The organism is Paenibacillus sonchi, from assembly GCF_016772475.1.
Taxonomy (GTDB): Bacteria; Bacillota; Bacilli; order Paenibacillales; family Paenibacillaceae; genus Paenibacillus_AQ; species Paenibacillus_AQ sonchi.
Map to the genome: position 1 here is coordinate 3684752 of NZ_CP068595.1, position 25096 is coordinate 3709847.

Below are 25096 nucleotides of genomic sequence, written 5' to 3' on the forward strand. Positions count from 1 at the left end.
TTAATGAAGGAATTTTTCTATCGTCCGGAAAACGCTTGGGTAGGGGACGTAATCCCCTACTATGAAGACGGGGAATTTAAACTCTTTTATCTCCATGGCTGGAGAGACAACTACCGGGAAGGTCTTGATCATGGCTGGCATTTGCTTGGAACGAAGGATTTCGTGAATTACAGGGAAGATGGAGCTTGCAAAATCGAAGGCGGAACCGGCCATATTCTCAAAGTGGACGATGTCTATCATATGTTCTATTGTATCTTTCCTGAAGGGAAACAGTTCGCCTGCCATGCCGTCAGCAAGGATCTGCGGACATGGGAGCCGATTCCTGAAGACACTTTTGGTCCGGATGGCGAAATTTATGAGCTGGCGGACTGGCGTGATCCCTTTGTATTCTGGAATGAAGAAGAGGGCCAATACTGGATGCTGATCGCAGCGCTGGCCAAAGGACCGACGAACCGGAAAGGCTGCACGGGCTTGCTGTCATCTAAGGATCTCAAGCATTGGGAATACCGGGAGCCGCTGTACGCGCCGAACCTGCACGTGGGAGCGCATGAATGCCCGGACTTGTTCCGGATGGGGGAATGGTGGTACCTGATTTATTCCTCATATACGGGACGTTTCGGTACCTTTTACCGGATGAGCCGTTCCTTGAACGGACCGTGGATTACGCCGCCGGAAGAAGCCTTTGATGGACGTGCATATTATGCCGCCAAGTCAGTATCCGATGGACAGAAGCGTTATTTGTTCGGCTGGAATCCTACGAAGGAAGACGATCTGTTCGGCTGGAACCCTCCCAAAGCTCCAGGCAAGGATTATGACACCTGGGATTGGGGCGGCAATCTGGTTGTGCATGAAATTGTACAGCGCCCGGACGGGTCACTAGGCGTGAAAGCTCCGGAAACCGTAGACTCGGCTTTTGCCCGGCAGGTACCTGCTCATTTTTATGGAGTTGCTGGAGAGTGGTCGATTTCGGATGAGGTGATCCGGTGCGATTCCCCGTATTCTTTTGCCGGCTGCATCACACAGGAGGAACTGCCTGATCAGTGCAAGATTTCTACAACTGTACGTTTCTCAGGATCGGCCCAGGGCTTAGGGTTCATGCTTCGGGCGGGTGAAGGCCTAGATTTTGCCTACTATATCACGCTGGAGCCTGAGCGAAGCCGAATTGCCTTCCGCGGGCCGATTATGCAATCTGAAGAGGGAGGTAAAACCTTCCCTTATGATGTGGAACTGGAACGTCCGCTCAAGCTGCTGCCGGAACAGGAATACGAGCTGAAGGTGTTCATTGACGGGACGATTTGCGAAGTTTATGTCGGCGGAGATGTGGCGATGAGTGCCAGAATGTACGATATTCAGCAAGGAAAGCTTGCCTTGTTCGTCAGCCAGGGTGCAGCAGAATTCCATAGGGTAAAGATTGAAACTTTAGGAGCCGGTCAGGCTCCACGATAGGAGCAGGAAATGAGTGCATCCGGTTAGCCTCATATATTTCAGGTTCATTTCAAGAACAGCCATTTGAATAGGATGGTTGTTCTTTTCTTACTGATCAAATAATAGATGAACTGTTAGAGAAACTAATATGAAATGGAGTACGGGCCAGTTCATTATTACGGCTTGTCTGCTTGAAATTATGATATAATGACGACGTTGTTTGTGAAAAGCAGAACTATAATATGAAATTAGGATGGACCATATGAAGGGGTACATTAATAAGGTAGATACCAAACGCTTGATCATTATGATTTTCGGAAATGTATTTCTGGGCATGGGCATCAGTATTTTTAAGCTGTCCGGCATGGGGAATGATCCCTTCAGCGGCATGGTGATGGCACTTGCAGAGTGTATCGGTATGACATATGCAAATTTTCTAATCTTACTGAACCTTGTCCTGTTTGTAATCGAATTTATCACAGGACGAAGGTTTATTGGAGCCGGGACTTTTGTAAATGCAATTTTGCTGGGATACATAGCTACTTTCTTTTATAATACCTGGCTAAATCTGTTGGGCGAACCTCAGCTGTTATGGCAGCGGGTGATCATCGTGGCGATTGGCGTGGTGGTATGCAGTTTTGGGGTATCCATGTATCAGACATCAGATGTGGGAGTAGCTCCCTACGACAGCCTGTCCCTGATTATGAGGGATAACCTTCCGGCAATCTCTTATTTTTGGCACCGGATGTTTACGGATGCGCTTTGTGCTTTGATTTGCTTCCTGGCAGGAGGCATCATCGGTTTGGGAACACTGGTGTCCGTATTCGGTCTGGGACCCATCATTCATTTTTTTGATGTGAATTTTACGAAGAAGCTTCTGGCAAAAGAGGGTCATGGCACAAATCCGTTATAAAATAGATGCTCCTCTTCAATTTGCTGAATGGAATTTTTAGAGTCGTTCTGGATTTGGGCCTGGATCTCCGCCCGGTAATGTTTAGGGGCGGAGCCCTTTACTTTTTTGAACATTTTGGAGAAAAGTAAAGCATCGTTATAGCCTACAGACCGGGAAATATCAGCGATCGAAAGCTCCGCATTCCCCATCATTTCACATGCTTTATTGATTCTATAACGAATCAGATAATCCTGAATGCTGATCTGCATCCGCTGTTTGAATAAGGAGCATAAATAGCTTCGATTAAGTCCGATAAACTGGGCAATGTCCTCAATGGTAATTTTCTGAGGATAGTTCATTTCGATAAAATCCTTTACCTCTTCAACATAAATCTCCGTCCGGGTTCCTTTGAGTTCAGGAGATGCCACCGGACCGAACTCCACGAGCAGCGATAATAATAAATACAGCAACCCCGTAAGTCTGGTTTCCCGGGCTTTATGGAATCCTCTCGATTCGTTCATCAACTGCAAGTACTGGTAAATCATATCGTCCCTGTCATAAAGGAAGATTGGGGAAGATTTGGTTAGACCCGCTTGCTTGAGAAGCAGCTCCGCCGATGTCCCGTTAAAACCAACCCAGCAGTAAGACCAGGGATTCGCTGTATCCGCCTGATAATAAGTAACCACACCGGGGAAAATTAAGAACCCTTGCCCCTTCCGCAACCGGTACCGGCTTCCACCGACTTCAAAAACTCCCTCTCCGCTCAAAACATAATGGAGCAAATAATGATTTCTCACAGCCGGCCCAAAAAAATGACCCGGTATACATTCCTCGATGCCGAATTGAGTGAGATGCAATTCGGCGTGCTGTTTACTGCGCGGTAAATATTCAATCACAACAAGTCTCCTTCATGTAAATTATCCAGCATTATAACATATTTAGTGAGTACAGTGCCATGTACTCTACAACTTAATTTATATATTATTTCTATAGAACTGACTGCTATATTACATGGACTTATCAAGTATTAAACCATGTCTTTTTTTGGATGGAACACAGCGATTTCCGAACAGGATGGACCAGAAGGAAGGGGAATTTACATTGGGCATAATCGTACAAGAGCAGGCTGGACTGTTTCATCTGCAGTCATCCGGCATGAGCTATATTATTCAGATCGTAGACGGGTACCCTGTACATGTCTATTGGGGGAGCAGGCTGAAACACCGGGAACCCATGTCCGGCCTGCTGATTCACACCCCGAAACAAGCCGGATTAGACCGGCTGCCGCAGGAATACCCGCAATACGGAAGCGGAGACTTCCGGAATCCGGCGTACCAGGTTGAACTGGAGGACGGAACACGGATCACTGAGCTACAATACGAAGGTTACCGGCTTATGAAGGGGAAACCATCCTTACCCGGGCTTCCGGCCGTGTATACCGAGGATGCAGCCGAAGCAGATACGTTGGAATTGGCATTAACGGACGCCTATTCAGGTCTTACCGTTGTGCTGAGTTACAGCATCTTTGCGGATCAAAACGTCATGGTTCGCTCGGCCCGGCTGGGCAATCAGGGAGAGAAGAAGTTACGGCTTCGCCGTGCCTTGAGCGCCAGTGTTGATTTTCCGGGCACACGCGGTTTTGAGATCACATACCTCTCAGGTGCCTGGGCCCGGGAAGGTAATATTACCCGCAAACCGCTTCATCAAGGGGAGGTCCGAATCGATAGTAAAAGGGGCATGAGCAGCCACCAGTTCAATCCTTTTGCGGCATTGGTCACTCCGCAGACGACCGAAAGTCAAGGGGAAGCTTTTGGCTTCAGCCTTGTCTACAGCGGCGGCTTCGAAGCGGCAGCGGAAGTGGATTCGTTCGGCTCAACGCGGCTCAGCATCGGTATTAATTCCTTTGACTTTGCGTGGTTGTTGAATCCGGGGGAGAGTTTCCAGACACCGGAAACCGTGATGGTTTACTCTGGACAAGGACTGGGAGACATGTCACGGACGTATCACCGTTTGTACCGGACCAGGCTTTGCCGGGGAAATATAGGGACGAAGAACGTCCGATCCTGGTCAATAACTGGGAAGCTACCTATTTTGACTTCAATGCAGATAAGCTGGCAGCGATAGCAGAAGAGGGAGCCAAACTGGGTATCGAGCTTTTTGTGTTGGATGACGGCTGGTTCGGGAAACGGGATGCTGACAATTCGTCCCTCGGCGATTGGGTTGAGGATCGCCGGAAGCTTCCCGGCGGGCTTGCGGATGTTGCGGAACGGATCAACCGTCTGGGCCTTAAATTCGGGCTCTGGGTTGAGCCCGAGATGATCTCGCCGGACAGCGAGCTGTACCGGAAGCACCCGGACTGGTGCCTTCATGTTCCGGAGCGGAGACGCACCGAAGCCAGATGGCAGCTGGTGCTGGACTATACCCGCCAAGAAGTGCGCGATTTTATCTATAATTCGCTTTCAGCTATTTTTTCCAGTGTGCCTGTCGCTTATGTGAAATGGGATATGAACCGCTGCCTGACGGAAATAGGCTCGGCTGACCTGCCGCCGGAACGCCAATCGGAGACCGCCCATCGGTATGTTCTTGGATTATACGAGCTGTTAGAGCGTATCACCTCCGCATTTCCGCATATTCTGTTCGAAAGCTGCTCCAGCGGAGGGGGCCGGTTTGATCCCGGTATGTTATACTACATGCCGCAAACCTGGACCAGTGATAATACCGATGCCGTGGAACGGCTGAAGATTCAATACGGAACCAGTCTTGTTTATCCCGTAAGCGCAATCGGAGCGCATGTATCGGCTGTGCCGAACCATCAAGTTGGAAGAATAACCCCGCTTGATTTTCGGGGCGATGTCGCGATGTCCGGAAACTTCGGTTATGAGCTTGATCTGACGAAATTCACTGAAGAGGACAAAGAGACGGTCAAACGCCAGATCATAACCTACAAGGAGATCCGCGGATTAGTACAGAGAGGGGATTTGTACCGTTTGAAGAGCCCATTCGAAGGCAACGAGTCGGCTTGGATGTTCGTTTCCGAAGACAAGGAGGAAGCGCTTGTCTACCATTTCCAAGTGATGGCCGTGCCCAATGCGCCCCAGAGATTTTTGCGTCTGGCCGGACTTCATCCGGAACTCGAATACGAGATCCATTCGGGATACAGCGGAGAGCAGTTTATCTGTGGAGGAGACAGGCTGATGCAGTTGGGGCTGCCTCTTGTCTATGAACAAAAAGATTATGAAAGCGGATGGTTCAGGGTTCGGGCCATCAAGCCCGCCAGTGCTTGAGGTAAGGATCTGTCAACGCCTGAAAGAGGAAAATATCTTCAACAAATCAATGCCCCTTTCTGAGGAAAAGGGGCATTTTGCGCGCAGCGGCCAACCAGGCCCGGGAGGATGATCCATGTTTTTGGTCCGAATTATGAATGACATGAAAATGAAAAAGAAACTGGCGGTTACCTTCATTTCAGCAGCTGTATTGCCTTTGTTGTTATCCGGCTTGTTTCTGACCGGGAAGCTTCGGGAGATTGTCGTTAATGACGCTTTTATACAGTTATCTAACAATGTCGAGCGCGTACAGAAGCGCACGGAAGAACTGATTAAGGTACCGCTGAATATTTCCTACCGGCTAACCATTGATAACCGGATGAAGAAGGTGGCCGCCCAAAAATACGAAAGTTATACCGAAGTCATCCAGGCATACCGGGAGTATACGGATATCCGCGACTACATCCAACTGTACAAGGAGATATCCAGCATTCGCGTATATGTCGTTAATCCAGGGGCACTTAACAACTGGGAATTTATCCAGCCGGACAATACCATTATGGCCGAGGATTGGTATAAGGAGGCCATAGAGCAGAAAGGGCTTGCCGGATGGAATCTGATCAAGGATGAACGTAACGGTTCCGAGCAGCTGAGTCTGGTACGTTCATTTCCAGTGGACTCACTGGGGAGAAAGGAGTTCTGGCCATCAATGTGGATAAACAGCAACTAAGATCGATATTGGACCAGGAGCCGTTCACTACGCTGATCGTGGATGACCGGAACCGGGTGGTCGGGTCCAATGAAGCGGAGTTTTTCGGAAAGAATCTATCCGAAATTGATGGAGATGAAAAGATACTTTCCCGCCAGGAAGGAAGCTATGACACGGTCGTGGGCGGAAAAGCGTCCAAAGTGGTTATGGTCAATCTGAATCCGGAAAACAGCTGGAACGGGCTTCGGATCATTTCTATTTTTTCCGTTTCCGAGATTACCCGGGACGCCAATCAAGTCATCCGGCTCGGCGCTGTCGTCATAACGGTCAGCCTGATGTTTGCAGTTTTGCTTATCTATGCTTCCGCCTCGCTGTTGTCCGGCAGGCTGCTCCGGTTGAGCAAGCATATGTCCAAAGCGGGAGCGGGCTCTTGGGAAACGTATATCCATATCGACAGTAAAGATGAGATTGGTCTGCTCTCTAAGCAATTTAATGCTCTCATCCGAAGCGTGCATGACCTTGTCCAAGAAGTTCAAGAAACCAATCACCAGAAAAATCTTGTGGAGCAAAGGCAAAGCGAAATGAAGTTCAAAATGCTGGCAAGCCAGATTCATCCGCATTTTCTCTTCAACTCACTGGAATCCATCCGCATGGAGGCTCATATTCGCAGGCAGGACGAAATCGCGGAGGCCGTATGGCTTCTGAGTACGTTATTGCGGAGCAGTCTGGAGGCTGGAAACGGCAATATTCCCCTTCGCGAAGAACTTGGGCGTGTACGCTGTTACCTTGAAATGCAAAAGTTCCGGTATGAAGACCGTTTGGAATATCATTTGACGGTTGATCCGGATTTGGAGGCAATGCCGGTCCCTCCGTTGATCATTCAACCATTAGTGGAAAACTCAGTTCTTCATGGCCTGGATAACCGTGAAGAAGGAGCTGTCATTACAGTTGAGGTGAAGAAGATGCCGAAGGGAGCCCGGGTGAAAGTATGCGATAATGGTGCAGGCTTCACCGCAGAACGTCTTGCCGAAATTCAGGCAGAGCTTGCCGAATCCGTACATGAACAGGAGAGCAAGCGGATCGGTATGCGAAATGTAAACGACCGCCTCGTCCTGCTGTACGGGGAATCCAGTGCCTTAAGTATCGAAAGCGGGATCGGGACAGGCACGGCGATCACGTTTTTTATTCCTGGAGGTGCACCGAATGATTAAGGTTGTTATTGTCGACGACGAACCGAAGCTTAGACAGGGACTTCAAACTCTGATACCGTGGGAAAACCTCGGTTTCACAGTTACTGCTGCGGCAGGCAACGGCAGAGATGCTTTGAAGATCGTCGAGGAAGAAGTCCCCGATCTTGTAATCGCTGATATCCGCATGCCTGTAATGGACGGCTTACAATTCATTCAGCGCTTACGATCGGCCGGTCATCAGATGCATTGTATTATTCTCAGCGGATATGCCGACTTCGAGTATGCCAAACAAGCGATTACATATGGAGTAGCGGGCTATCTTGTTAAACCGGTAAACATCGCAGAAATGTCGGCTACTCTAAAGCTGGTGCGCGAGCAGATCGAGGAGGAGCGTCTGCGGAGGGAATGGTACAGAACGGAGGTTACCAACCGGGAGCTGTATCTGCGCCGCCTGCTTGCTCCTCAGGAGAAGACGGAAGATCCGGCCAAGCTGAGAAGCAGGATCAGGGAAATGGATTTGTTGTGGAGCCATTACGAAATCGTCGTTATTTCACTGCGTGTTCCCGAAGCGGACCGTTTGGAACACTTACATCAGCTGTACGCAGGACTGAAGAACGGGATCGAGGGGCGGAATATGGGGCTCGTAACCGTAATCTCCCCTTATGTCATTCTCCTGCTCAACTCGCCTCTGCACGGAAGGCAGCGGCGCGATCATCTGTACGGCGAGATCCGGAGCATCGCAGGGGATACCCGGTTCATTGCTGCAACCGGGGGAACTGTTAGTGAGCCGGAGCTTATTTACAGCGCTTATTTGAAAGCACAGGAAGCGGTAAAACAAGTCTTTTTCAGCGCTAAGGATCGTCTTTTGGAGCCGGAACGCACTCTTTTTGCTGCACCGGAGTTTCCTTGCGAGGCCGGTGACAAGGATGAAAAGATGATGGAGGATTTAATATTCCGCTTGTATTACAGCTTGGATGCAGGTAATAAGACCATGGTGCTTCCGTTGCTGAATGAGGCTGCCGCCTTATTTATCCAACAGGGGCAGGAGGAGGACTCTGTCAAACAATCTTTCTTTTTTCTGTCCAACAGGCTCATTCATAAGCTCACCGCCGCCTCCCGTATCGAACTGAAAGAAACGCAGAACATTTCACGTTTTTTAAACGGGATTTATCAGCAGGATTATCTATCGGATCTTTTGGAAGAGACACACCGTTTTCTGTTGGAATTTGCGGAGGACGCCGGGCCAAAGGGCAAGGAGCAGGAAATCAAGAAAATGATCGGTTTTATTCATAGACATTATGCAGAAGACTTAAAGCTTTCGACGCTGGCCGGTCTCCTGAACTACAGCACCCCCTATCTAGGACAATTGTTCAGGAACAAGACCGGAGAGTACTTTAACACTTATCTGGACAAGGTACGTATCCAAAAAGCCAAAGAGCTGCTGGCTCAAGGAATGAAAGTGTACGAAGCGGCCGAGCTAGTCGGTTACACGAGCGTAAATTACTTCTTCAGCAAATTTAAAAAGTATGAAGGCCGTTCGCCGTCCGATTATAAAAATCCATAATTATTAGATGATTTTTCCCGAAATCCTTGGTATGGGTTCCGCCTCTCCTCTGATTTATGATGGTAAGCAGGAGAGGGGAGGAAATATGAAAACGATAACAGCAAGTGCGGAAAACGCATACAAAAAAAGAAAAAAGAGTGCCTGGAAGGAGTTAAAAAATCAGAAATATCTTTACTACATGTCTATACCGTTCGTTCTTTGGGTCTTTGTCTTCCAGTACCTGCCTTTGTGGGGCTGGACAATGGCCTTCCAGAAATATAAGCCCGGCGTCGGTTTTTTTGAACAGAAATGGGTAGGCTTTGAGCACTTTCGCACCCTGTTCGGGGATGAACACTTCTACCAGGTGCTGCGAAATACGCTGGCTATGAGTTTTATGGGCCTGATCGCCGGTTTTATCGTACCGGTCGTCTTTGCGCTGCTCCTGAATGAGGTTCGCGTACAGGCCTTGAAACGGTTCGTCCAGACCGTATCTTATCTTCCGCACTTTGTATCCTGGGTGGTGGCCGCAGGGATTGTCACCAAAATGCTCTCGACGGATGGCGGAGTCGTGAATGATATACTCCTGGGCTTGAATCTCATCGATCAGCCGATTCAGTTTATGGCTCAAGGCCACTTGTTTTGGGGCATTGTAACCAGTGCGGATATTTGGAAGGAAACCGGATGGAACGCCATCATTTACCTTGCTGCTATATCCGGGATTGGTCCTGAATTGTATGAAGCTGCACGGGTGGACGGTGCGAGCAGATGGAGACAAATATGGCATATTACGTTGCCGGGTATCCGTCCGACCATGATTGTCCTGTTGATTATGTCCATTGGTCATCTGCTGGGTACGGGCTTTGAGAAACAATTTCTGCTGGGGAATCACCTGGTCATCGATTACTCTGAAGTGCTTGACTTGTATGCGCTTAATTATGGTCTGGCTATGGGACGATACTCCTTCGGAACGGCAATCAACATCTTCAACTCGGTGATAAGCCTGGTGTTGTTGTTTGCGGCTAACGGGATTTTTAAGCGCTTTACCAATGAAAGCATCATGTAAGGAGGAAGGGTGACATGGGGGTTGTTAAAAGCAATGTGCCGGTTGGCCGGGTAAAACAGAGCCTTCAGGCGAAAGCGCCGCAAGATCGAATCCTTGAAATCATCGTTTATTTTTCAATGACTGTCGTAACCGTTCTGACGATCTATCCGTTCCTAAACGTGCTGGCTATCTCCCTTAACGATTCAGTAGATACCGTCCGGGGAGGAATCACCGTCTGGCCAAGGCAATTTACGCTGGATAACTATAGTCTGATTTTCACCTATGGAAGCTTGATTACCGGGTTCAAAATTTCCCTTCTGCGGACCGTCATTGGTACCATAGCAGGCTTGATCAGCGGTTCTATGCTGGCTTACACGCTTGCGCGAAGTGATTTTCAGGCGAGAAGGTTTATTTCAATTTTTCTTGCTGTCACGATGTATGTCACCGGAGGCTTGATTCCGGGTTTTATCCTGATGAAGGATCTGCATTTAATTGATACGTTTGCTGTCTACATTTTACCGGGCCTTGTAAGTGCATTTAATGTCTTCGTAATACGTTCCTTTATAGACGGTCTGCCTTATGCCTTGCAAGAATCAGCCAAGCTGGATGGCGCCAACGATTTTACGATATACTGGCGCGTTATTCTTCCTCTTTGCAAACCCGCATTAGCCACCGTGGCGCTCTTCCTGGCGGTAGGCCAATGGAACTCCTGGTTCGATACTTACCTTTTTAACGGGTCGAACGAATCTTTGACAACGCTGCAATATGAATTAATGAAAATCCTGCAAAGCACGACAACAAGCGCAAGCAATTCCCAAGACGCCGCGAATATGGCGGAACGCATGTCACAAATTTCGCCGGAGTCGGTAAAAATGGCAATTACGATCGTGGTCACCGTTCCGATTCTTATCGTTTATCCTTTTTTGCAAAAATACTTTGTCAAAGGGATGACGCTCGGCGCTGTGAAGAGCTAGAGTGTCCCGGCCTATGGTGTGCCCAGGTGAACTGCCTGTCTCATACAAGCTATTATCTATTTCATTAATCTAGGGGGTTTAGTTCATGAAGCCAGAAAAAAAAGGGTTGATTGCTTCTTCCATAGTGGCACTGACTTTAGTGTCGACACTCGCGGGGTGCAGCGGTAATGACGGCGCTACTGCCGGTGAAGGAAACAACTCGGGAGGTTCTTCGGCCGGGACAGAGTTAAAACCGGTTACGCTTACTTATTTTTCGGAAGATTCCAGCACAAACTGGAACAACATGAAAGATGAAGTCGGAAAGATTATTACGGAAAAAACCGGAGTGACTCTGGATGCTGAGTTTGCCGTCGGTGATCCGGTGCAAAAAATCTCCTTGATTGCAGCGACAGGCAACTATCCGGATTTGATCGCCGCAAAGGCGGATGTCGGCAAGCTTGTCGACGCCGGTGCTATTCTCGACCTGACAGATTTGATTGAGAAGCACGCGCCTAACATCAAAAAAATGCTGGGGGACAAGATTGTCCGGACCAAGTATAGCCTGGAGGATCAAGCGATTTACTCCATTCCAACCTGGTCCGCCGTTGATGAGAAAAAATTCAAAGCCGACGGAGGATTTGAGCTTCAGCACCGTGTCGTCAAAGAGGCCGGTTATCCGGAAATACAGACGGTCAAGGATTTTGAAAAAGTCATTCAGGATTATATCACCAAGCACCCTACGGACGAAAACGGCAATAAGAATATCGGGCTTTCGCTGAATGGGGACGATTGGCATATGTACCAGGTCACCAACGCAGGATTCCAGACCACCGGAGGACCGGACGACGGCGAATATTACATTGATCAAGAAACGCATCAGGCGACTTATCATTTCCGCCGTCCGGAGGAAAAAGAATATTTCCGCTGGTTGAATCACATGAACAACATCGGGCTGCTTGATCCGGAAAGCTTTGTGCAAAAGACCGACCAGTTCAAGGCTAAAGTGGCTTCAGGCCGGGTCCTCGGCTTGGCCGATCCGGAATGGGATTATGGCGATGCGCAGAATGCGCTAAAGGCTGCAGGAAAGCTCGATCAGACTTACGGTCATTATCCGGTTACTATGAGTAAAGAATACAAGGATACCAGCTTCTGGCCGGCCGGCTTTGACGGAGGGTACGGAATCTCGATCTCCAGCAAGTGTAAGGACCCGGTACGTGCCATTCAATTCCTCGACTTCCTTGCATCGGAAGAGGGCCAAATTCTGAACAACTGGGGAATTGAAGGAAAACACTATACGGTTGAAGGCGGCAAACGTGTGATTATACCAGCTGTACAGGAACGTATGGATAATGACAACGCAGCTTTTCAAAAAGAAGCGGGTGTTGGACTTTACTGGAATATGATGGTCCACTATGGGGACGGGATTAAAGATTCAACCGGGAACTATTTCACACGCAGCTATCCTGAGCAGTTGACGGCGAGCTACAGTGAACCGGAGAAAGAAACTCTGAAAGCTTACGGTGCGGAGCATTGGAAAGATCTCTTTCCTGCAGAAGAAGAATTTGGGCCAAGAGCTTACGGTGCAGCCTACACGATGTCACTCGCCAGTGACGATCCTGCTGTGATCCTGGGGGCCAAAATGAAGGACATTACCTGGAAGCGGATACCTGAAGCAGTGATGTCCAAACCGGAGGAATTTGATAAAATCTGGGCCGCCTATATGGCAGACCTGGATAAGGCCGGAGTTAAAGAAATGGAAGAAGCTTATACCAAGCATATCTTAAACCGTATCGAGCTGTGGTCCACGAAGTAGGATGTTTGATCCATCGGGCTCGTTTCCAACGTTATTCAGAACGGAAATGAGCCCATTTCTAATGATCGGAGTCTTGGAAATGAACAAATTTACTAATGTTGCACCCTGCAATCCAAATGCAATTGAGGAGGTAAAGAACGTCCTCCGTTATTTAAACGAACTGTCCGGCAATGGGATTATAACCGGCCAACATACGCAAACCACCGTACAGAAAGAACTGCGGTATATTGAAGAGGTGACGGGGAAATTGCCGGCTCTATGCGGGTTTGAGCTGCTTGCTTATTCCCCGGGCATTAACTACGGCGATGCCGGCGAAGCTTGCCTGATTGAGGTGGAGGAAAATAAAAATACGCTGGATAATGCATGGGACTGGGCGTTAAACAAGCGGGGGCTGATAACATTTACCTGGCACTGGTTCTCACCGTTCGGCAGCCGTGACAAAGGGTTCTATACCGAGTACACCACCTTTGACGCGTCCCGGGCTGTAGTGGAAGGAACGGAAGAGTATAAGATGCTCTTATCCGACATGGATCACATGGCAGCATTGCTTAAGCCTTTTTGCGAGAAGCGGATTCCGGTGTTATGGCGCCCTTTCCACGAATCCGAAGGCGAGTGGTTCTGGTGGGGAGCCAAAGGGCCCGAAGTGGCCAAACAGCTGTACCGTATGATGTATGAGCGGTATACGAATCATCATAGTTTGAATAACCTCATTTGGGTCTGGAATTCTCCGCTTCCGGAAGGGTATGTGGGCGACGACGTCTGCGACGTGATCTCGCTGGATTTGTATCCTCCTAAACATACCCATACTGACTTAGAGAAAGAATACAACGGGCTGATGAAAATTACGCCGGCCAAAAAACTGGCTGCACTGGGTGAAATCGGTGTGCTTCCGGGCATCCCCGCATTGTCCGTGACGCGTATTCCTTGGGTTTGGTATATGATATGGTCCAATGATTACGGTGCGTCCGGGGAATGGACGGCGAAGGAGGAGCTTCGGCGTGCATATGACCACCCTTATGCAGTTACCTTAGACACACTGCCGCGGCTCTATTAAGAAAGGGAGCAGTGCTAACCTCAAGACGCGCCGTCCGCGTTAAGCGATGATATTGTTATGAAGCATGGCTAAAGCCATGCTTCGTTTCATATTAGCGGCATGCCGGCCGGAGGATTGGCATCCAACTGCTGAACTATGCCGTTGAGACCTCAAGGAAACGCGGAAAGCAGCGCCTATGCTTGTATACCTCTACGCACGATAGCGAGTAAAAGGCTCCAGCCCTGTATGATCAAAATGAGTTCCATGTCACGAAAACCGTAGACAAGGGAAGCTATCAATTGATGTATCACCCAAAAAACCTCCTGCCGCCAAATCAAGGCGGAGATGCTGTGATCATCAATACGAGTAGCTGGTGAAAAGGATATAAATCGCTTATATGGTTAAAATAACGGTACTTTCACAATGTTGAACTGTTATAACCAGTATTGGCGACAGGAGGGGGTGAGGATGCAGACACGTTCTGCTTCGAATGGCAGCTTTGAATTGAACGACCGCACTGCTCTGGTTCCTGAGTTAGACCTCAATATAGAGGCTCTCAAAAGAGTATTAGGTGAAGCCGATGATGTTTCGTTCCGCCCGTTTTTGATCGGCGGAACGATCAGGGCTGAGCTCGTCAATATTCCTAGCATGTCGAACAGGCAGGAGATCGACAATAATGTCTTGAAGCCTCTCATGCAATCCGGGGATGAATCAAGCAACGATCTGCAATCGGTCAAAATGCGCCTCCTACCCGTCATGTCTGCCGATGAGGCCGGGACTATTGAGGAATGTGCCGGGCAATTAATCAAAGGGTATCCTGTACTCCTTGTGGACGGTTGTGCCGGGGCTTTACTTTTAGGACTCGTTCAATGGGACAAGCGCAGTATAGAAGAGCCCCAGACTGAAACATCGCTGCGGGGGCCGCGGGAAGGCTTCACCGAATCCATCACGACCAATCTCTCGCAGATCCGGCGGAGAATCCAGAGCGTTAAGCTGCAAGTACAATCTCACAGCATTGGCGGCTATACGGGGACTGAAGTCTGCATTGCTTATATTGACGGATTGGCTAAACCTTCCCTGTTACATGAGGTGCAAAGCAGGCTCGAACGTATTGATATTGACAGCGTACTAGAGACCGGGTACATAGAAGAACTGACAGAAGACAATCCATACTCGCCGTTTCCGCAGCAGCAATTTACGGAACGGGTGGATGTGGCAGCAGGAAGCTTGCTCGAAGGCCGTATCGTTCTCCTGGTGGACGGCACCCCTGATGTGCTCATTGTTCCGGCGACGCTGGCGACGCTTTTACAGGCTGCAGACGATTATTACAACCGGACAGTGTACTCCAGCTTTTTACGGTTTTTGCGGTACTGGACGCTAATGTTATCCATGATACTTCCGGCAGTGTACGTTGCGATTTTAAACTTTCATCATGAAATGGTGCCGGGCAAGTTGTTGGCTAGCATTGCCTCAGCGCGTGAGGAAATCCCGTTTCCGACTTTCGTAGAAGTGATGATGATGCAGCTCGCGTTCGAGGTGCTGCGTGAAGCCGGACTCCGCCTTCCAAGGCAAATCGGTTCAGCGGTTACGATCGTCGGTGCGCTGGTCGTAGGAGAAGCCGCCGTGTCGGCCGGGCTCGTGTCGGCACCGATCGTTATTATTATTGCCTTCACGGGCATTGCGGGATTTACGGCTCCCCATTATTCTCTGGAGTTCGCCATTCGTCTATTGAGGCTGCCGCTTATTATCCTTGGGGGGACGCTGGGCCTGCTAGGGGTATCGTTTGGCCTTATCGCCATTGCGATACATCTGTGCATGCTCCGCTCTTACGGCGTCCCCTTCATGTCTCCTTTCGCGCCTTTTGTGCCAAATGAAATGAAGGATACCATGATTCGGGCTCCTTTGTGGAAAATGTCAAGGCGTCCCGGTTTTAGCAGCTTGCAGAACCGCCACCGGCTGGCGCCAGGGCAGAAGCCGGGCTCAAGCAAAGGAGGCGGGAACTGACGGATGATGAAGAGCGGATTATCATTCATCTGGATGCCTGCTTGTAAGAGCATATTGCTTGTAATGGCGGCAACCGTTTTACTGTTTTCAACGGGCTGCTGGGACCGGATGGAAGTGAATGATCTGGCGATTGTAACGACAGCCGGTTTAGATCTGAAAAACAATGGGGAGATTGAATTAACACTGGAGATTGTCCATCCAAAGGAGGGAGGAGGGGATACACAACAGAGCAAGAGTAAGAGCAGCTCTAAAAGCAGCGGTTCGACTCTGATTTGGTCCGCTTCAGGCGCAACTGCTGCGGATGCCGCTTCTGAGCTACAGGTTAAGCTGTCCCGCACTGTTTATTGGGGACAGCTTGAAATATTGGTCGCCGGAGAGGCGTTGTCCCGCAGCCAGCTTAGGGAACAGCTGGATTATCTTGTCCGCGACAGCAATGTCCGTCTGCGGGTCCGGCCATTTGTCTGCAAGGGGACAGCACGCGATTTTCTCGCTTCTGACCCCCCGCTCGAGAAGACTAAAGCGGATTTTCTGGGCGGTGAATCCAAGCGCCTCTTTCGCCGGGCCATAACGCTTAACAGCCTTGTACAGAATCTCGGAAATATTTCAAAGGAGGCATTTTTACCTTATGTGGATACCACGCAAGACGGCGGGGAAAGCGTCCCGTATGTGAAAGGTTATGCTGCCTTCTCTAGTTACCGTATGGCCGGATTGATTCAAGGCGAGTCCTACTCCGGGGCTAAATGGATATTGAAACAAGTAAAAGGCGACGTTGAGACGGTGAAGCTGGAGCGGCCCTCTTCTCCGCTCATTTCACTTGGAGTCCTTTCTTCCAGCACCCGGATCGATCCTAAATTTGCGGGTGAAATACCGCGTATGGACATTGTGATTGAAGCCGAAATGAGCCTCGTGCAAAATACGACTCACTTTAAAACAACGGATTCGAAATTTATCCGCAATGTCGAAGAGGCGGCGGTCGACAAAATCCGCAACAAGGCGGAGATAACCATCAAGCAAGCCCAAAGGATGAAGGCTGACATTTTCGGCTTCGGCGAAGAGATCGAACGCCACAATCCACGGAAATGGAAACATATCCATGACCAATGGGAGCGAATGTATCCTTTGGTACAAGCCAACGTGCAGGTTAAGGTGAGAATCCGGCAAACCGGGATGAACAGTGTGCCTGTCGGCAAATCCTGAAAAGAGGTGTGGAGGCAAGTGACTTGGGTGGAGGTGGCGGGAACAACCTTTGCAACCGCCTTGATGGTATGGTCCGAATGGCGTTGTCTCGGAAACAAGCAAAAAAGAGAGCGGGTGTCGTTGATCGCCGTCACAGGTGTCGCATGGTTCATGGCTGTGCTCGTGCTTCTGTTTCCTAATATGCCAGGACCGATCGATATGTTCAACAGTATATTTAAGCGGTTGACGTCGGGTTGAAGTGAGGAGCGTTTCTGATGATAGAGAAAGGTAAGATTTCCGCAGCGCAGCTAGGTCTTCTTTTTTATTCGGTAACGGCCTACGACGGAATCCTGTATATTCCGAAGATAACGGGCAAGGAAGCCGGTCACGATTTGTGGTTATCCCCGATCTGGGCTCATCTGCTTGGTTTGCTATTTGTACTAGGAATGCTCCGGCTCAGCAGCAGGTTTCCGAAGGAAACCATCATTCAGTACAGCGTACGGCTGCTTGGACCTTGGGCCGGCAAAGCTGTAGGGCTTGTAGTCATACTATACGGTATTAATCTGACATCTGTTATATTGAGGGAATTTGGCGACTTTATTTCGGCCGTCTTTTTACGCGAAACGCCACCCCTAATCGCCATTGGCGGGATTGTCTTACTTGTAGCCTACGCCGTCAGAGGAGGTCTGGAGGTTTTAGGCCGGCTAGCAGAACTGTTCCTGCCGATAACCTTCCTGGTGTTCGGACTGCTGATCATCTTGTCAATTCTGGAATGGGACGTAAATAATATCCTCCCCGTTATGGGTGAAGGGATCGCTCCTTCCATTAAGGGCGCCCTTGTCCCGTTCAGCTGGTTCTCCGGTTATTTGATGCTTGGTCTATATTTTCCGTTCGTATCGAATCAGAGGAAAACGACAGTGTACATAGTATTAACTTGGTTTGCTCTCATGGTTACCTTGTCTGTCTCCGGGCTTGTATCCGTTTTTCTCTTCGGCAAGCATGTCAGCACATTGAATTATCCGTTTATCGAAGTCGTTCGGTATATAGGAATAGATAAATTTATTCAGCATGTAGACGCCTTGCTGCTAATCGTGTGGCTCCCCGGAACGTTCATTCAGTTAACCACCTATCTGTATACGGCCGCATTGGGGGCCAGCCAGTGGTTTGGACTCAAAAACTACCGCCAGCTTGTGTTTCCGGTAGGCTTGCTTGCGCTGGTGCTGAGTATGTGGCGGACTTCCGGCGTTGAAGAATTCCAAATCTATTTGGGAACGAGCCATGTTATTTTTGATTTCTTCAACATTGCTCTCGGTCTTCTGCTGTTATTAACAGCATGGATTCGAAGCCGCAAAGACAGGCGGCAGGCTGTGGCTGAGTCAAATGCGGCAAAGTGATAAACAAATCTTGGAGGCTGCCCGGCAATGAGTTGATTTTGCCATGCTTGTAATCTACACTTCATAGTAGAGTGCCCTCCTGGGTACAGGATTTTAAGGGCGCTCTACACTAAAGGTAACGGGTACGATAGCGGAGAAGTTTGTAATCACGGCGGCGAGTCCGCGATATTGTAGAACATCAGAACTTACCTGGGGGCTTATAAATGTCTAAACAATACCTTGACGTACTCAAAGAATGTGTCATTGAGACAGGAAAAAACAGCTTGCGGTACTTAGACGGACCTATTGATGCAGGCTCGAAAGCATCGCATAAAGAATTAGCTGGTAAGGAACTTCATCAGGAAATATTAAATATTTCTAAGGCAATCTTGTACACATAACGTTTAAATATATCCCGGACAAAAGCTATGGAAAATCTGGAAAACAAAAACGAAGCGCCGCAAACCGGGCTACCGGGTTGCGGCGCTTCGTTCGTTCGGTTTTTTTCCACTATCCGGACCGGCCAGGCAAGAGCGGGGCCGGGTTGCGGCAAATTTGGAAACCCGGACTATGGGATTAACGTCTGTCTGACAGTGGCTCCCGGACTTAGCTCAACCGGCTGTCCATACAAGGTCAGCGTCAGGGCGCTGCCCTCCAGCAATTCCAGGACAACATCCTTGCGATCGATGGTTACTGCGATCAGCCGCCTGCGGAAGGTCAGGCGAAACGCATATTTTGTCCATCCGTCCGGGATGGCCGGGGACAGCGACAGCCCGCTTTCTTTCAGCCTCATCCCGGCAAAGCCGAAGACGATGGCCATCCAGGTTCCGCCCATGTTGGCCATGTGCAGCCCGTCTTTGGTGTTGCCGTGCGTATTGTCGAGATCAAGCCGGGCCGTCTCGAACAGTACTTCAGCCCCGTAGTTCAGCAGAAATTCCTGGTCCTCTTCCGCCAGATAGTACTGGATGTAGCTGTAAGCCACGTCTGCGCTAATATGGTATTGCGCCGTACCCGACGGGAAGAAGGAGGAGCATTCCGTCCCGGCGATCGTCCGCCACGGGAACAGTGCCCCCGGGTATGGCCCATCTCCTTGGCCCGGTTTCGGGCCTGCTCCAATTTGGAATACCGGTACAGCAGAAGCTGCCGCGCCCTTTCCGGGGAGGTCATCAGAAACACAGGCAGCATATAAATTTCCGTATCCCAGAAATAATGCCCCTCATAGCCTTCACCCGATAATCCTTTGGCTGAAATATTGCTGTGCCCGTCCCGTCCTGCGGATTGCAGCAGCTGGTACAGGTTGAAACGGATTCCCTCCTGGAACAACTGGTCATTTTCAATCACTACATCGGATCTTTTCCAGAAATCCTGCAAATACGCCTGCTGCTCTGTCAGAAGGTCATCCATCGACAGTCCCTGAAGCGTTTGCTGTCGCAGAGGCTGCCAGCGGCAACCCGGACGCGGCGCTGGCGCTGCTCAACCGGCTGCTGCGCAGCTTCCGTCAGCATGGAGCGGCAAAGCCTGCACGCTGGAACGGCTTGTAATCGGTGAAGCGGAATTCGAGCTGTCCTTGACCGAGAAAGACGGGGTTTTGCAGGCGCTCATTCAGAATGAAGCCGGGTGGAAGGTAACCGTGGAATGGAATGGCCAGATTGTGGAGAGCTGTGAGCAGCGTATTGAGCTGAAGCTGTCCGGGGATAGAGCTTGAGGCAGAAAAGAAACGTTAAATTAGGGGAGATGAGAGTATGAAACTGGAAGCAGTTATTTTTGATCTTGATGGAGTAATTACCGATACGGCAGAATACCACTATATTGCCTGGAAACAACTGGGGGAATCCATTGGGATTCCGTTCGACCGCGCCTTTAACGAGACGCTGAAAGGCATCAGCCGGGGCGAGTCGCTGGAGCGGATATTGCGGCTTGGCGGCAAGGAAACGGAGTTCACGCCTGTGGAAAAAGCAGAGCTGGCCCGGCGCAAGAACGAGCATTATGTGTCGCTGCTGGACGGGCTTACACCCGGCGATACATATCCGGGGATTGCCGGGCTGCTGGAGGAACTGCAGGCGCAGAACATTCCGGCGGTGATTGCTTCCGCCAGCAAAAATGCGCCGCAAATCTTGCGCTCGCTCCAGTTGGACGGCCTGTTCCGCTATGTTGTTGATCCCGATTCCGTGCAGCATGGCAAGCCTGCGCCGGATTTGTTCCTGCGCGGAGCCGCAGAGGTTGGGGCCCGGCCGGAATACTGCGTCGGCATCGAGGATGCCACCGCCGGAATCCAGGCGATCAAGGCGGTCGGCATTGGGGAGCAGTCTGCTCTGGAGGCCGCCGGTGCCGACGTGGTGCTGCGCGATACGCAAGGACTGAGTCTAGACTTTCTGAACCGTCTGCTGGTACAGGTTTAAGGAAAGATAAATAAAAGGACTTTTCTAGAGTGCTGGCTCTATTTTCACCACACGAATGTCTTTTACAGGCATTTGTGTGTTTTTTTGTTTTCAGAAGAGGAGGATTATTGCCGCATATTGGCTCAGGAATGGGTACCATTATGAGTGCCTCTGAATTACCCATGGCCGTCGTTATGTCCTCGCTTGTGCTCGGAGAACATGTGGGCTGGGTCCAGTGGGCTGGCGTTCTCATCATCTTAGGTGGAATCGCATTCGGCAATCTATGGCGCAGGGAACCAGAGGCGCATTCCTTTTCGCCAATAAGGGCTTTTAAATGAGAACAATCCCCGTGTCGAGAAGCAAAGAACGATTTGGCTCAAGCCTATCGGAAAAGCACAGCCCCTTTTGGCCCGCTGAATAAGAAATTATACCATGCTAAACAAAGTGGATATCTATGAAGCTGCAGATGAATAGGGAGGTGCAGGCGGAATAGGCTGCATCGGCGGAATTAGCGGACAGAGAAGGCCTTATTTTGCAAAAAAGTTTGCTTTCCAGGCGTATCCAGACTCAGAAGCCGTTATATCGTTCATTTGAGCCTGGAATAAAGGGGAAAGGGACAAATAAAGGCATCTCAGTCCGCATAACCTGCTGAACCGTCTGAATCAGCAAAATAAAGGCCCTCCTGTCCGCATGCATCAGCTGCGGATCGATCTTGAAGAGGCCGAATGACGCTAATTTTGCCTAGGGTACAACCATCCCTGCCCCCAACGTGCACCCGTCGATTTTGAAACGGCGGGGAAATCGCAGTGGATAAGCCACGGGCTGTTTTTCACCAGCCTGGGTGATTTTGTTCTTGTATAGGAAACTATGGCTACTTCCGCATGTGGATAAAATGATGCTTAAAGTTGTGGAATAAATACTTTGGATGAATTTGTAACGAACAACGGCAGAAATACCGTTATTGGGGCGGCGAAGGCCGAGTTCGGAGGAATTTAGCACTTGCTTACCGGCATCTTCGCAGGTGCTAGTTGGAAAAAGGGAACTTATTTTTCCGAAAATTAAGAAATCCTGAGAGTTAAGTGGAAAAAGTAAACTTAATTGGGGTACATCTCTTGTCCAATGGCGAAATGGGTTGAATTAGTGTCCCTTTTTCCACTTCATCTGCCCGAGGATAGGGTACTCCGGCAAATTACTTAACCTTTTTCCACTTAAAGAGTCGGCCATAGGATTTATGGGGAGTCGTTCTCCAGGTAACAATGTAATTGGGGAAATAAACTGCAGGCAGTAAAAAGCCGGTCGTCCAGACGAATCTGGATAACCGGCTTTTTTTACAAGAAGCTATAAAGGCGAACGCCGTGCGGCGGGATGGTTGTCTGCAGCGAGCCTGCGTTAAGCTCAGCTGGCGTTCCGCTCCACAGCTCGGTGCCGGCGGCTGTGCCGCTGAGGCCGACTTCTTCAAGGGCCAGGTCCAGCTGCAGCGGGCTTTCGCCAACGTTGAACACGGCAGCATATCGGGTGCCATCGGTGTGTCCGGCAGTCCAGACGATAAGCTCATCTTTGCAGAGTGCCTCCTTGGCTCCATAGCTCTCGCGGTGCACGCGCAGAACCTCGCGGTTGGTAAGCAGCGACAGCGTCCAGTCGTCGTTGTCCCGCAGCTCGCCGCCGAAGATCAGCGGAGAGCGGAAAATGCTCCAGAGCGACATCATCGTCAGCTGCTCGTCACGCGTGAACCGGGTCCAGCGGTCCGCTCCCCCGCCATCCACAGAGCGGATGCCGATGTGGCCGAGCGGCAGCATATCGCAGTCCGGCCAGGAGCCGGCCTGGGGTACGCCCTGCCATTTCCGGCAGCGGCCGAACATATCCAGCAGCAGCGGCCACTGGTCCCAGAAGTCGTCCGTAACCCGCCACATATTGGCATGTCCGGTGAAGAACCCAGCATATTCAACCGGAGCGGGGCCGGGGGAGAGGCTCAGCACCATAGGCCGGCCGCAGCGCTCGATGGCTTTGGAGATCAGGGCGATCTCCGGCTGATGAGTGTCGTAGAGCCTGGAAGCGGCGATGTCGTCCACCTTCACCAGATCGACACCCCACTGGGCGTAGAGTTCAAAGAGAGAATCATAGTACGCTTGTGCCCCTTCTTTTGAGGCGTCCACTCCGTACATATCTGTATTCCACGGACAGATGGAGTTCGTATGTGCAACATCGCGTGCGGTTGCCGTTGTGCCCAGAATAGGCGTTGCGGCATGGGCAGCCTGCCGCGGAATGCCGCGCATAATATGAATGCCGAATTGCAGTCCTAGACTGTGAACATAGTCGGCTAACGGCTTGAAGCCTTGACCGTCCGCTGCGGAAGGGAAGCGGTTCGCGGCAGGCATCAGCCGGGAATATTCGTCCATTACGAGCGGAACGAACGGCCGGTATTGAGAGGAATTGGCATGGGGCTCGTACCATTGAATATCGACAGTAATGTAGCTCCAGCCGAAATCTTTGAGATGCTCTGCCATGTATTCCGCATTGCCGCGGATTTCATCTTCTGTTACGGCCGCGCCGTAGCAGTCCCAGCTGTTCCAGCCAAGCGGCGGAGTAGGTGCTGCAAGCTTATGGTTCATTGTAAAGCTCCTTTACTGATGTATTATTGCTCTTTCTAAGTTCATCATAATAAAGGAGAATAGCGATATCTATAGTAATCTTGCAGGTATAATAGCACTATATTGCGGTTTCAGCATTGATCTTACAGCAGCTTATTGAAAACAGAATATACCTTTGTTACTGTTACTAATATACAATCTATATAGAGTGAACTTAAGATATTTACATTAGGGACTTCGTCGGAACTACGGTGAATGTTTGGACTTCCGGCCGCTGCCCATCTGCAGATTTCTTGATTAATCCCGCTGTTCGCGGTGGAAATCCGCAGACAAAGGCGGACGCATTCGCTCCTACAGTTCCAAACTTCCCCTCCATCCCTTTTGTTAGTTTTTCAAGTTCAATCTATATAAGAAGGAAGGTTATTATGTCTCCCACAACTCAAACTTTCACAGCAACGGATACACATGTAAAAATCCTTGGCCGGACCCACTATTACAACGATGTGCTGTGGCTGGCTCTCTCAGGCGGCGGTATAGAATTTTCATTCTGCGGCACGAAAGCGGAGATTACCATCAAGGGCGATGCAATTGCAACAACCGGCAATAATCTGGCCAGAATCGGCATCAGTGTAAACGGCAAAAGAGTTATTGATGATCAGGTGGATCAACCGCTCAAATCGTACACTGTATTTGAAAGCGATACTGCGCAGAACGTCGTAATAAGGGTCATAAAACTGTCCGAGGCGGCGATGTCAACGGTAGGGATTCAGGGCATTTCCGTCCATGCCGCCGATGGAATTAAGCCAACTCCGGATAAAATATATACTATCGAATTTATCGGCGATTCCATTACTTGCGGCTATGGGGTCGATGATGAGCATGAGCTGCATTCTTTTTCCACTGCTACAGAAGATGTTACGAAAACCTATGCTTACCTGACCGCAGAGCAGCTTGAGGCTGACTACAGCATGGTTTCGTACAGCGGATATGGCATTATTACAGGCTATACGGAAAATGACCACAAGCTTACCACACATCTTCTTCCGGATTACTATGAAAAAGTGGGCAAGTCTGAGGGGAAGTTTGACAATCGCTTGCTGCCCCAAGACGTACGCTGGGATTTCCGGAAGTTTGTGCCCGATCTCATTGTCATTAACCTCGGAACGAACGATGATTCTTACACGAAAGAGGATACCGCCAAGCAGACGGAATATGCTGAAGAATATGTTGAATTTCTTAAAAGGGTCAGACGAAATAATCCCCATGCGCCAATTTTGTGTACGCTGGGTATTATGGGGGACAGGCTGTATCCATATGTCGAACAAGCAGTGAAGCAATTTATCCGGGAGACAGGCGACAGCAAAATTACCGCAATGAAGTTGGACGAGCAGCTGACCGCAGACGGCTACGCGGCCGACTTTCACCCGTCCCGGGCCACACACAGCAAAGCGGCCAAACAACTGACGTCTTATATTAAAGAGCTTATGAAGTGGTGACTTAAGCCAATAAAAAATGGGAAAAGCTTGAAATCGAATCTTCTTTAGAATAAAATAACCTTAAAAAACTAAACACTAACGATTCTGTAAGATTTATCTTCGGACTGACTGGAAATGGTTATCTGATAACTGGGATATAACGTTGATTTAGACGGCAACATCACAGCAACCCGAATGAATCTATTGAAGCTTAGGCACTTTAGAGAAATGAGGGGGAC

The 25096-nt window shown here is 49.8% G+C and carries 18 protein-coding genes and 3 pseudogenes; 18 read left to right on the forward strand and 3 right to left on the reverse strand.

Translation table 11 applies throughout. The annotated features are described in order from the left end of the window. Positions 1 to 3: 3 nt before the first annotated feature. Positions 4 to 1446, forward strand: coding sequence for a glycoside hydrolase family 32 protein (locus tag JI735_RS16705; RefSeq protein WP_039833076.1), 1443 nt, complete (start codon positions 4 to 6; stop codon positions 1444 to 1446). Between the two features lie 241 nt (positions 1447 to 1687). Continuing rightward, on the forward strand, positions 1688 to 2338 hold the full coding sequence (locus JI735_RS16710; protein ID WP_039833075.1) for a YczE/YyaS/YitT family protein: 651 nt from the start codon (positions 1688 to 1690) through the stop codon (positions 2336 to 2338). Here the strand turns inward: JI735_RS16710 and JI735_RS16715 are convergent. Further along, entirely contained in the window at positions 2317 to 3213 is an 897-nt protein-coding gene (locus tag JI735_RS16715) for an AraC family transcriptional regulator (protein ID WP_063822062.1), read from the reverse strand. The two genes, JI735_RS16710 and JI735_RS16715, sit on opposite strands and share 22 nt — an antisense overlap. A 337-nt stretch (positions 3214 to 3550) precedes the next feature. On the opposite strand from JI735_RS16715, the pseudogene JI735_RS16720 reads away from it, so the two are divergent. The 12 genes and pseudogenes from JI735_RS16720 to JI735_RS16770 form a co-directional block, all read left to right on the forward strand. Continuing rightward, a pseudogene (locus tag JI735_RS16720) lies at positions 3551 to 5232 on the forward strand (alpha-galactosidase); the annotation flags it as partial. 159 nt (positions 5233 to 5391) lie between these two features. Next, the gene (locus JI735_RS37875) at positions 5392 to 5601 is read left to right on the forward strand and encodes a GH36 C-terminal domain-containing protein (RefSeq protein ID WP_411830126.1); all 210 of its coding nucleotides are present in this window, start codon (positions 5392 to 5394) and stop codon (positions 5599 to 5601) included. Between the two features lie 115 nt (positions 5602 to 5716). Further along, positions 5717 to 7500, forward strand: a pseudogene (locus tag JI735_RS16725) (cache domain-containing sensor histidine kinase). Further along, positions 7493 to 9043, forward strand: coding sequence for a response regulator transcription factor (locus JI735_RS16730; RefSeq protein WP_039833068.1), 1551 nt, complete (start codon positions 7493 to 7495; stop codon positions 9041 to 9043). Before JI735_RS16725 ends, JI735_RS16730 begins: the two are co-directional and overlap by 8 nt. 85 nt (positions 9044 to 9128) lie before the next feature. Continuing rightward, positions 9129 to 10085 carry an ABC transporter permease gene (locus tag JI735_RS16735; protein WP_039833067.1) on the forward strand — a complete coding sequence of 319 codons (957 nt, stop codon included), beginning with the start codon at positions 9129 to 9131 and terminating at the stop codon, positions 10083 to 10085. A 14-nt stretch (positions 10086 to 10099) separates the two neighbouring features. After that, positions 10100 to 11038: a carbohydrate ABC transporter permease gene (locus JI735_RS16740; protein WP_039833066.1), complete on the forward strand. Its 939-nt coding sequence runs from the start codon at positions 10100 to 10102 to the stop codon at positions 11036 to 11038. A gap of 85 nt (positions 11039 to 11123) precedes the next feature. Next, positions 11124 to 12830 (forward strand): ABC transporter substrate-binding protein, encoded by a 1707-nt coding sequence (locus tag JI735_RS16745; RefSeq protein WP_039833065.1) that lies wholly within the window; start codon positions 11124 to 11126, stop codon positions 12828 to 12830. A 79-nt stretch (positions 12831 to 12909) separates the two neighbouring features. Continuing rightward, on the forward strand, positions 12910 to 13884 hold the full coding sequence (locus JI735_RS16750) for a glycosyl hydrolase (protein WP_039833073.1): 975 nt from the start codon (positions 12910 to 12912) through the stop codon (positions 13882 to 13884). Between the two features lie 447 nt (positions 13885 to 14331). Then, complete coding sequence (locus tag JI735_RS16755) at positions 14332 to 15867, forward strand: spore germination protein (RefSeq protein WP_039833064.1); 1536 nt, start codon at positions 14332 to 14334, stop codon at positions 15865 to 15867. Positions 15868 to 15870: 3 nt separating this feature from the next. Next, on the forward strand, positions 15871 to 17064 hold the full coding sequence (locus JI735_RS16760) for a Ger(x)C family spore germination protein (protein ID WP_233476434.1): 1194 nt from the start codon (positions 15871 to 15873) through the stop codon (positions 17062 to 17064). A gap of 254 nt (positions 17065 to 17318) precedes the next feature. After that, complete coding sequence (locus tag JI735_RS16765; RefSeq protein ID WP_051051507.1) at positions 17319 to 18437, forward strand: GerAB/ArcD/ProY family transporter; 1119 nt, start codon at positions 17319 to 17321, stop codon at positions 18435 to 18437. A 203-nt stretch (positions 18438 to 18640) separates the two neighbouring features. Further along, on the forward strand, positions 18641 to 18817 hold the full coding sequence (locus JI735_RS16770; protein ID WP_157771262.1) for a hypothetical protein: 177 nt from the start codon (positions 18641 to 18643) through the stop codon (positions 18815 to 18817). 167 nt (positions 18818 to 18984) lie between these two features. On the opposite strand, the pseudogene JI735_RS16775 reads toward JI735_RS16770, so the two are convergent. Continuing rightward, positions 18985 to 19841: pseudogene (locus JI735_RS16775) on the reverse strand (glycosyl hydrolase family 65 protein); the annotation flags it as partial. 142 nt (positions 19842 to 19983) lie between these two features. Here JI735_RS16775 and JI735_RS16780 point away from each other — a divergent pair. The 3 genes from JI735_RS16780 (at position 19984) to JI735_RS38140 (ending at position 21132) form a co-directional block, all read left to right on the forward strand. Next, positions 19984 to 20121 carry a hypothetical protein gene (locus JI735_RS16780; protein WP_157771389.1) on the forward strand — a complete coding sequence of 46 codons (138 nt, stop codon included), beginning with the start codon at positions 19984 to 19986 and terminating at the stop codon, positions 20119 to 20121. 37 nt (positions 20122 to 20158) lie between these two features. Continuing rightward, the gene (gene pgmB / locus JI735_RS16785) at positions 20159 to 20815 is read left to right on the forward strand and encodes a beta-phosphoglucomutase (protein ID WP_202677587.1); all 657 of its coding nucleotides are present in this window, start codon (positions 20159 to 20161) and stop codon (positions 20813 to 20815) included. A 74-nt stretch (positions 20816 to 20889) separates the two neighbouring features. After that, complete coding sequence (locus JI735_RS38140; RefSeq protein WP_459213572.1) at positions 20890 to 21132, forward strand: EamA family transporter; 243 nt, start codon at positions 20890 to 20892, stop codon at positions 21130 to 21132. Positions 21133 to 22122: 990 nt separating this feature from the next. Here JI735_RS38140 and JI735_RS16795 read toward each other — a convergent pair. Next, positions 22123 to 23403 (reverse strand): glycoside hydrolase family 27 protein, encoded by a 1281-nt coding sequence (locus JI735_RS16795; RefSeq protein ID WP_202677588.1) that lies wholly within the window; start codon positions 23401 to 23403, stop codon positions 22123 to 22125. 404 nt (positions 23404 to 23807) lie between these two features. Between JI735_RS16795 and JI735_RS16800 the strand changes: the two genes are divergently transcribed. Then, positions 23808 to 24878, forward strand: a complete 1071-nt coding sequence (locus tag JI735_RS16800) for an SGNH/GDSL hydrolase family protein (protein ID WP_039835759.1) — start codon at positions 23808 to 23810, stop codon at positions 24876 to 24878. The last annotated feature ends 218 nt before the right edge of the window (positions 24879 to 25096 follow it).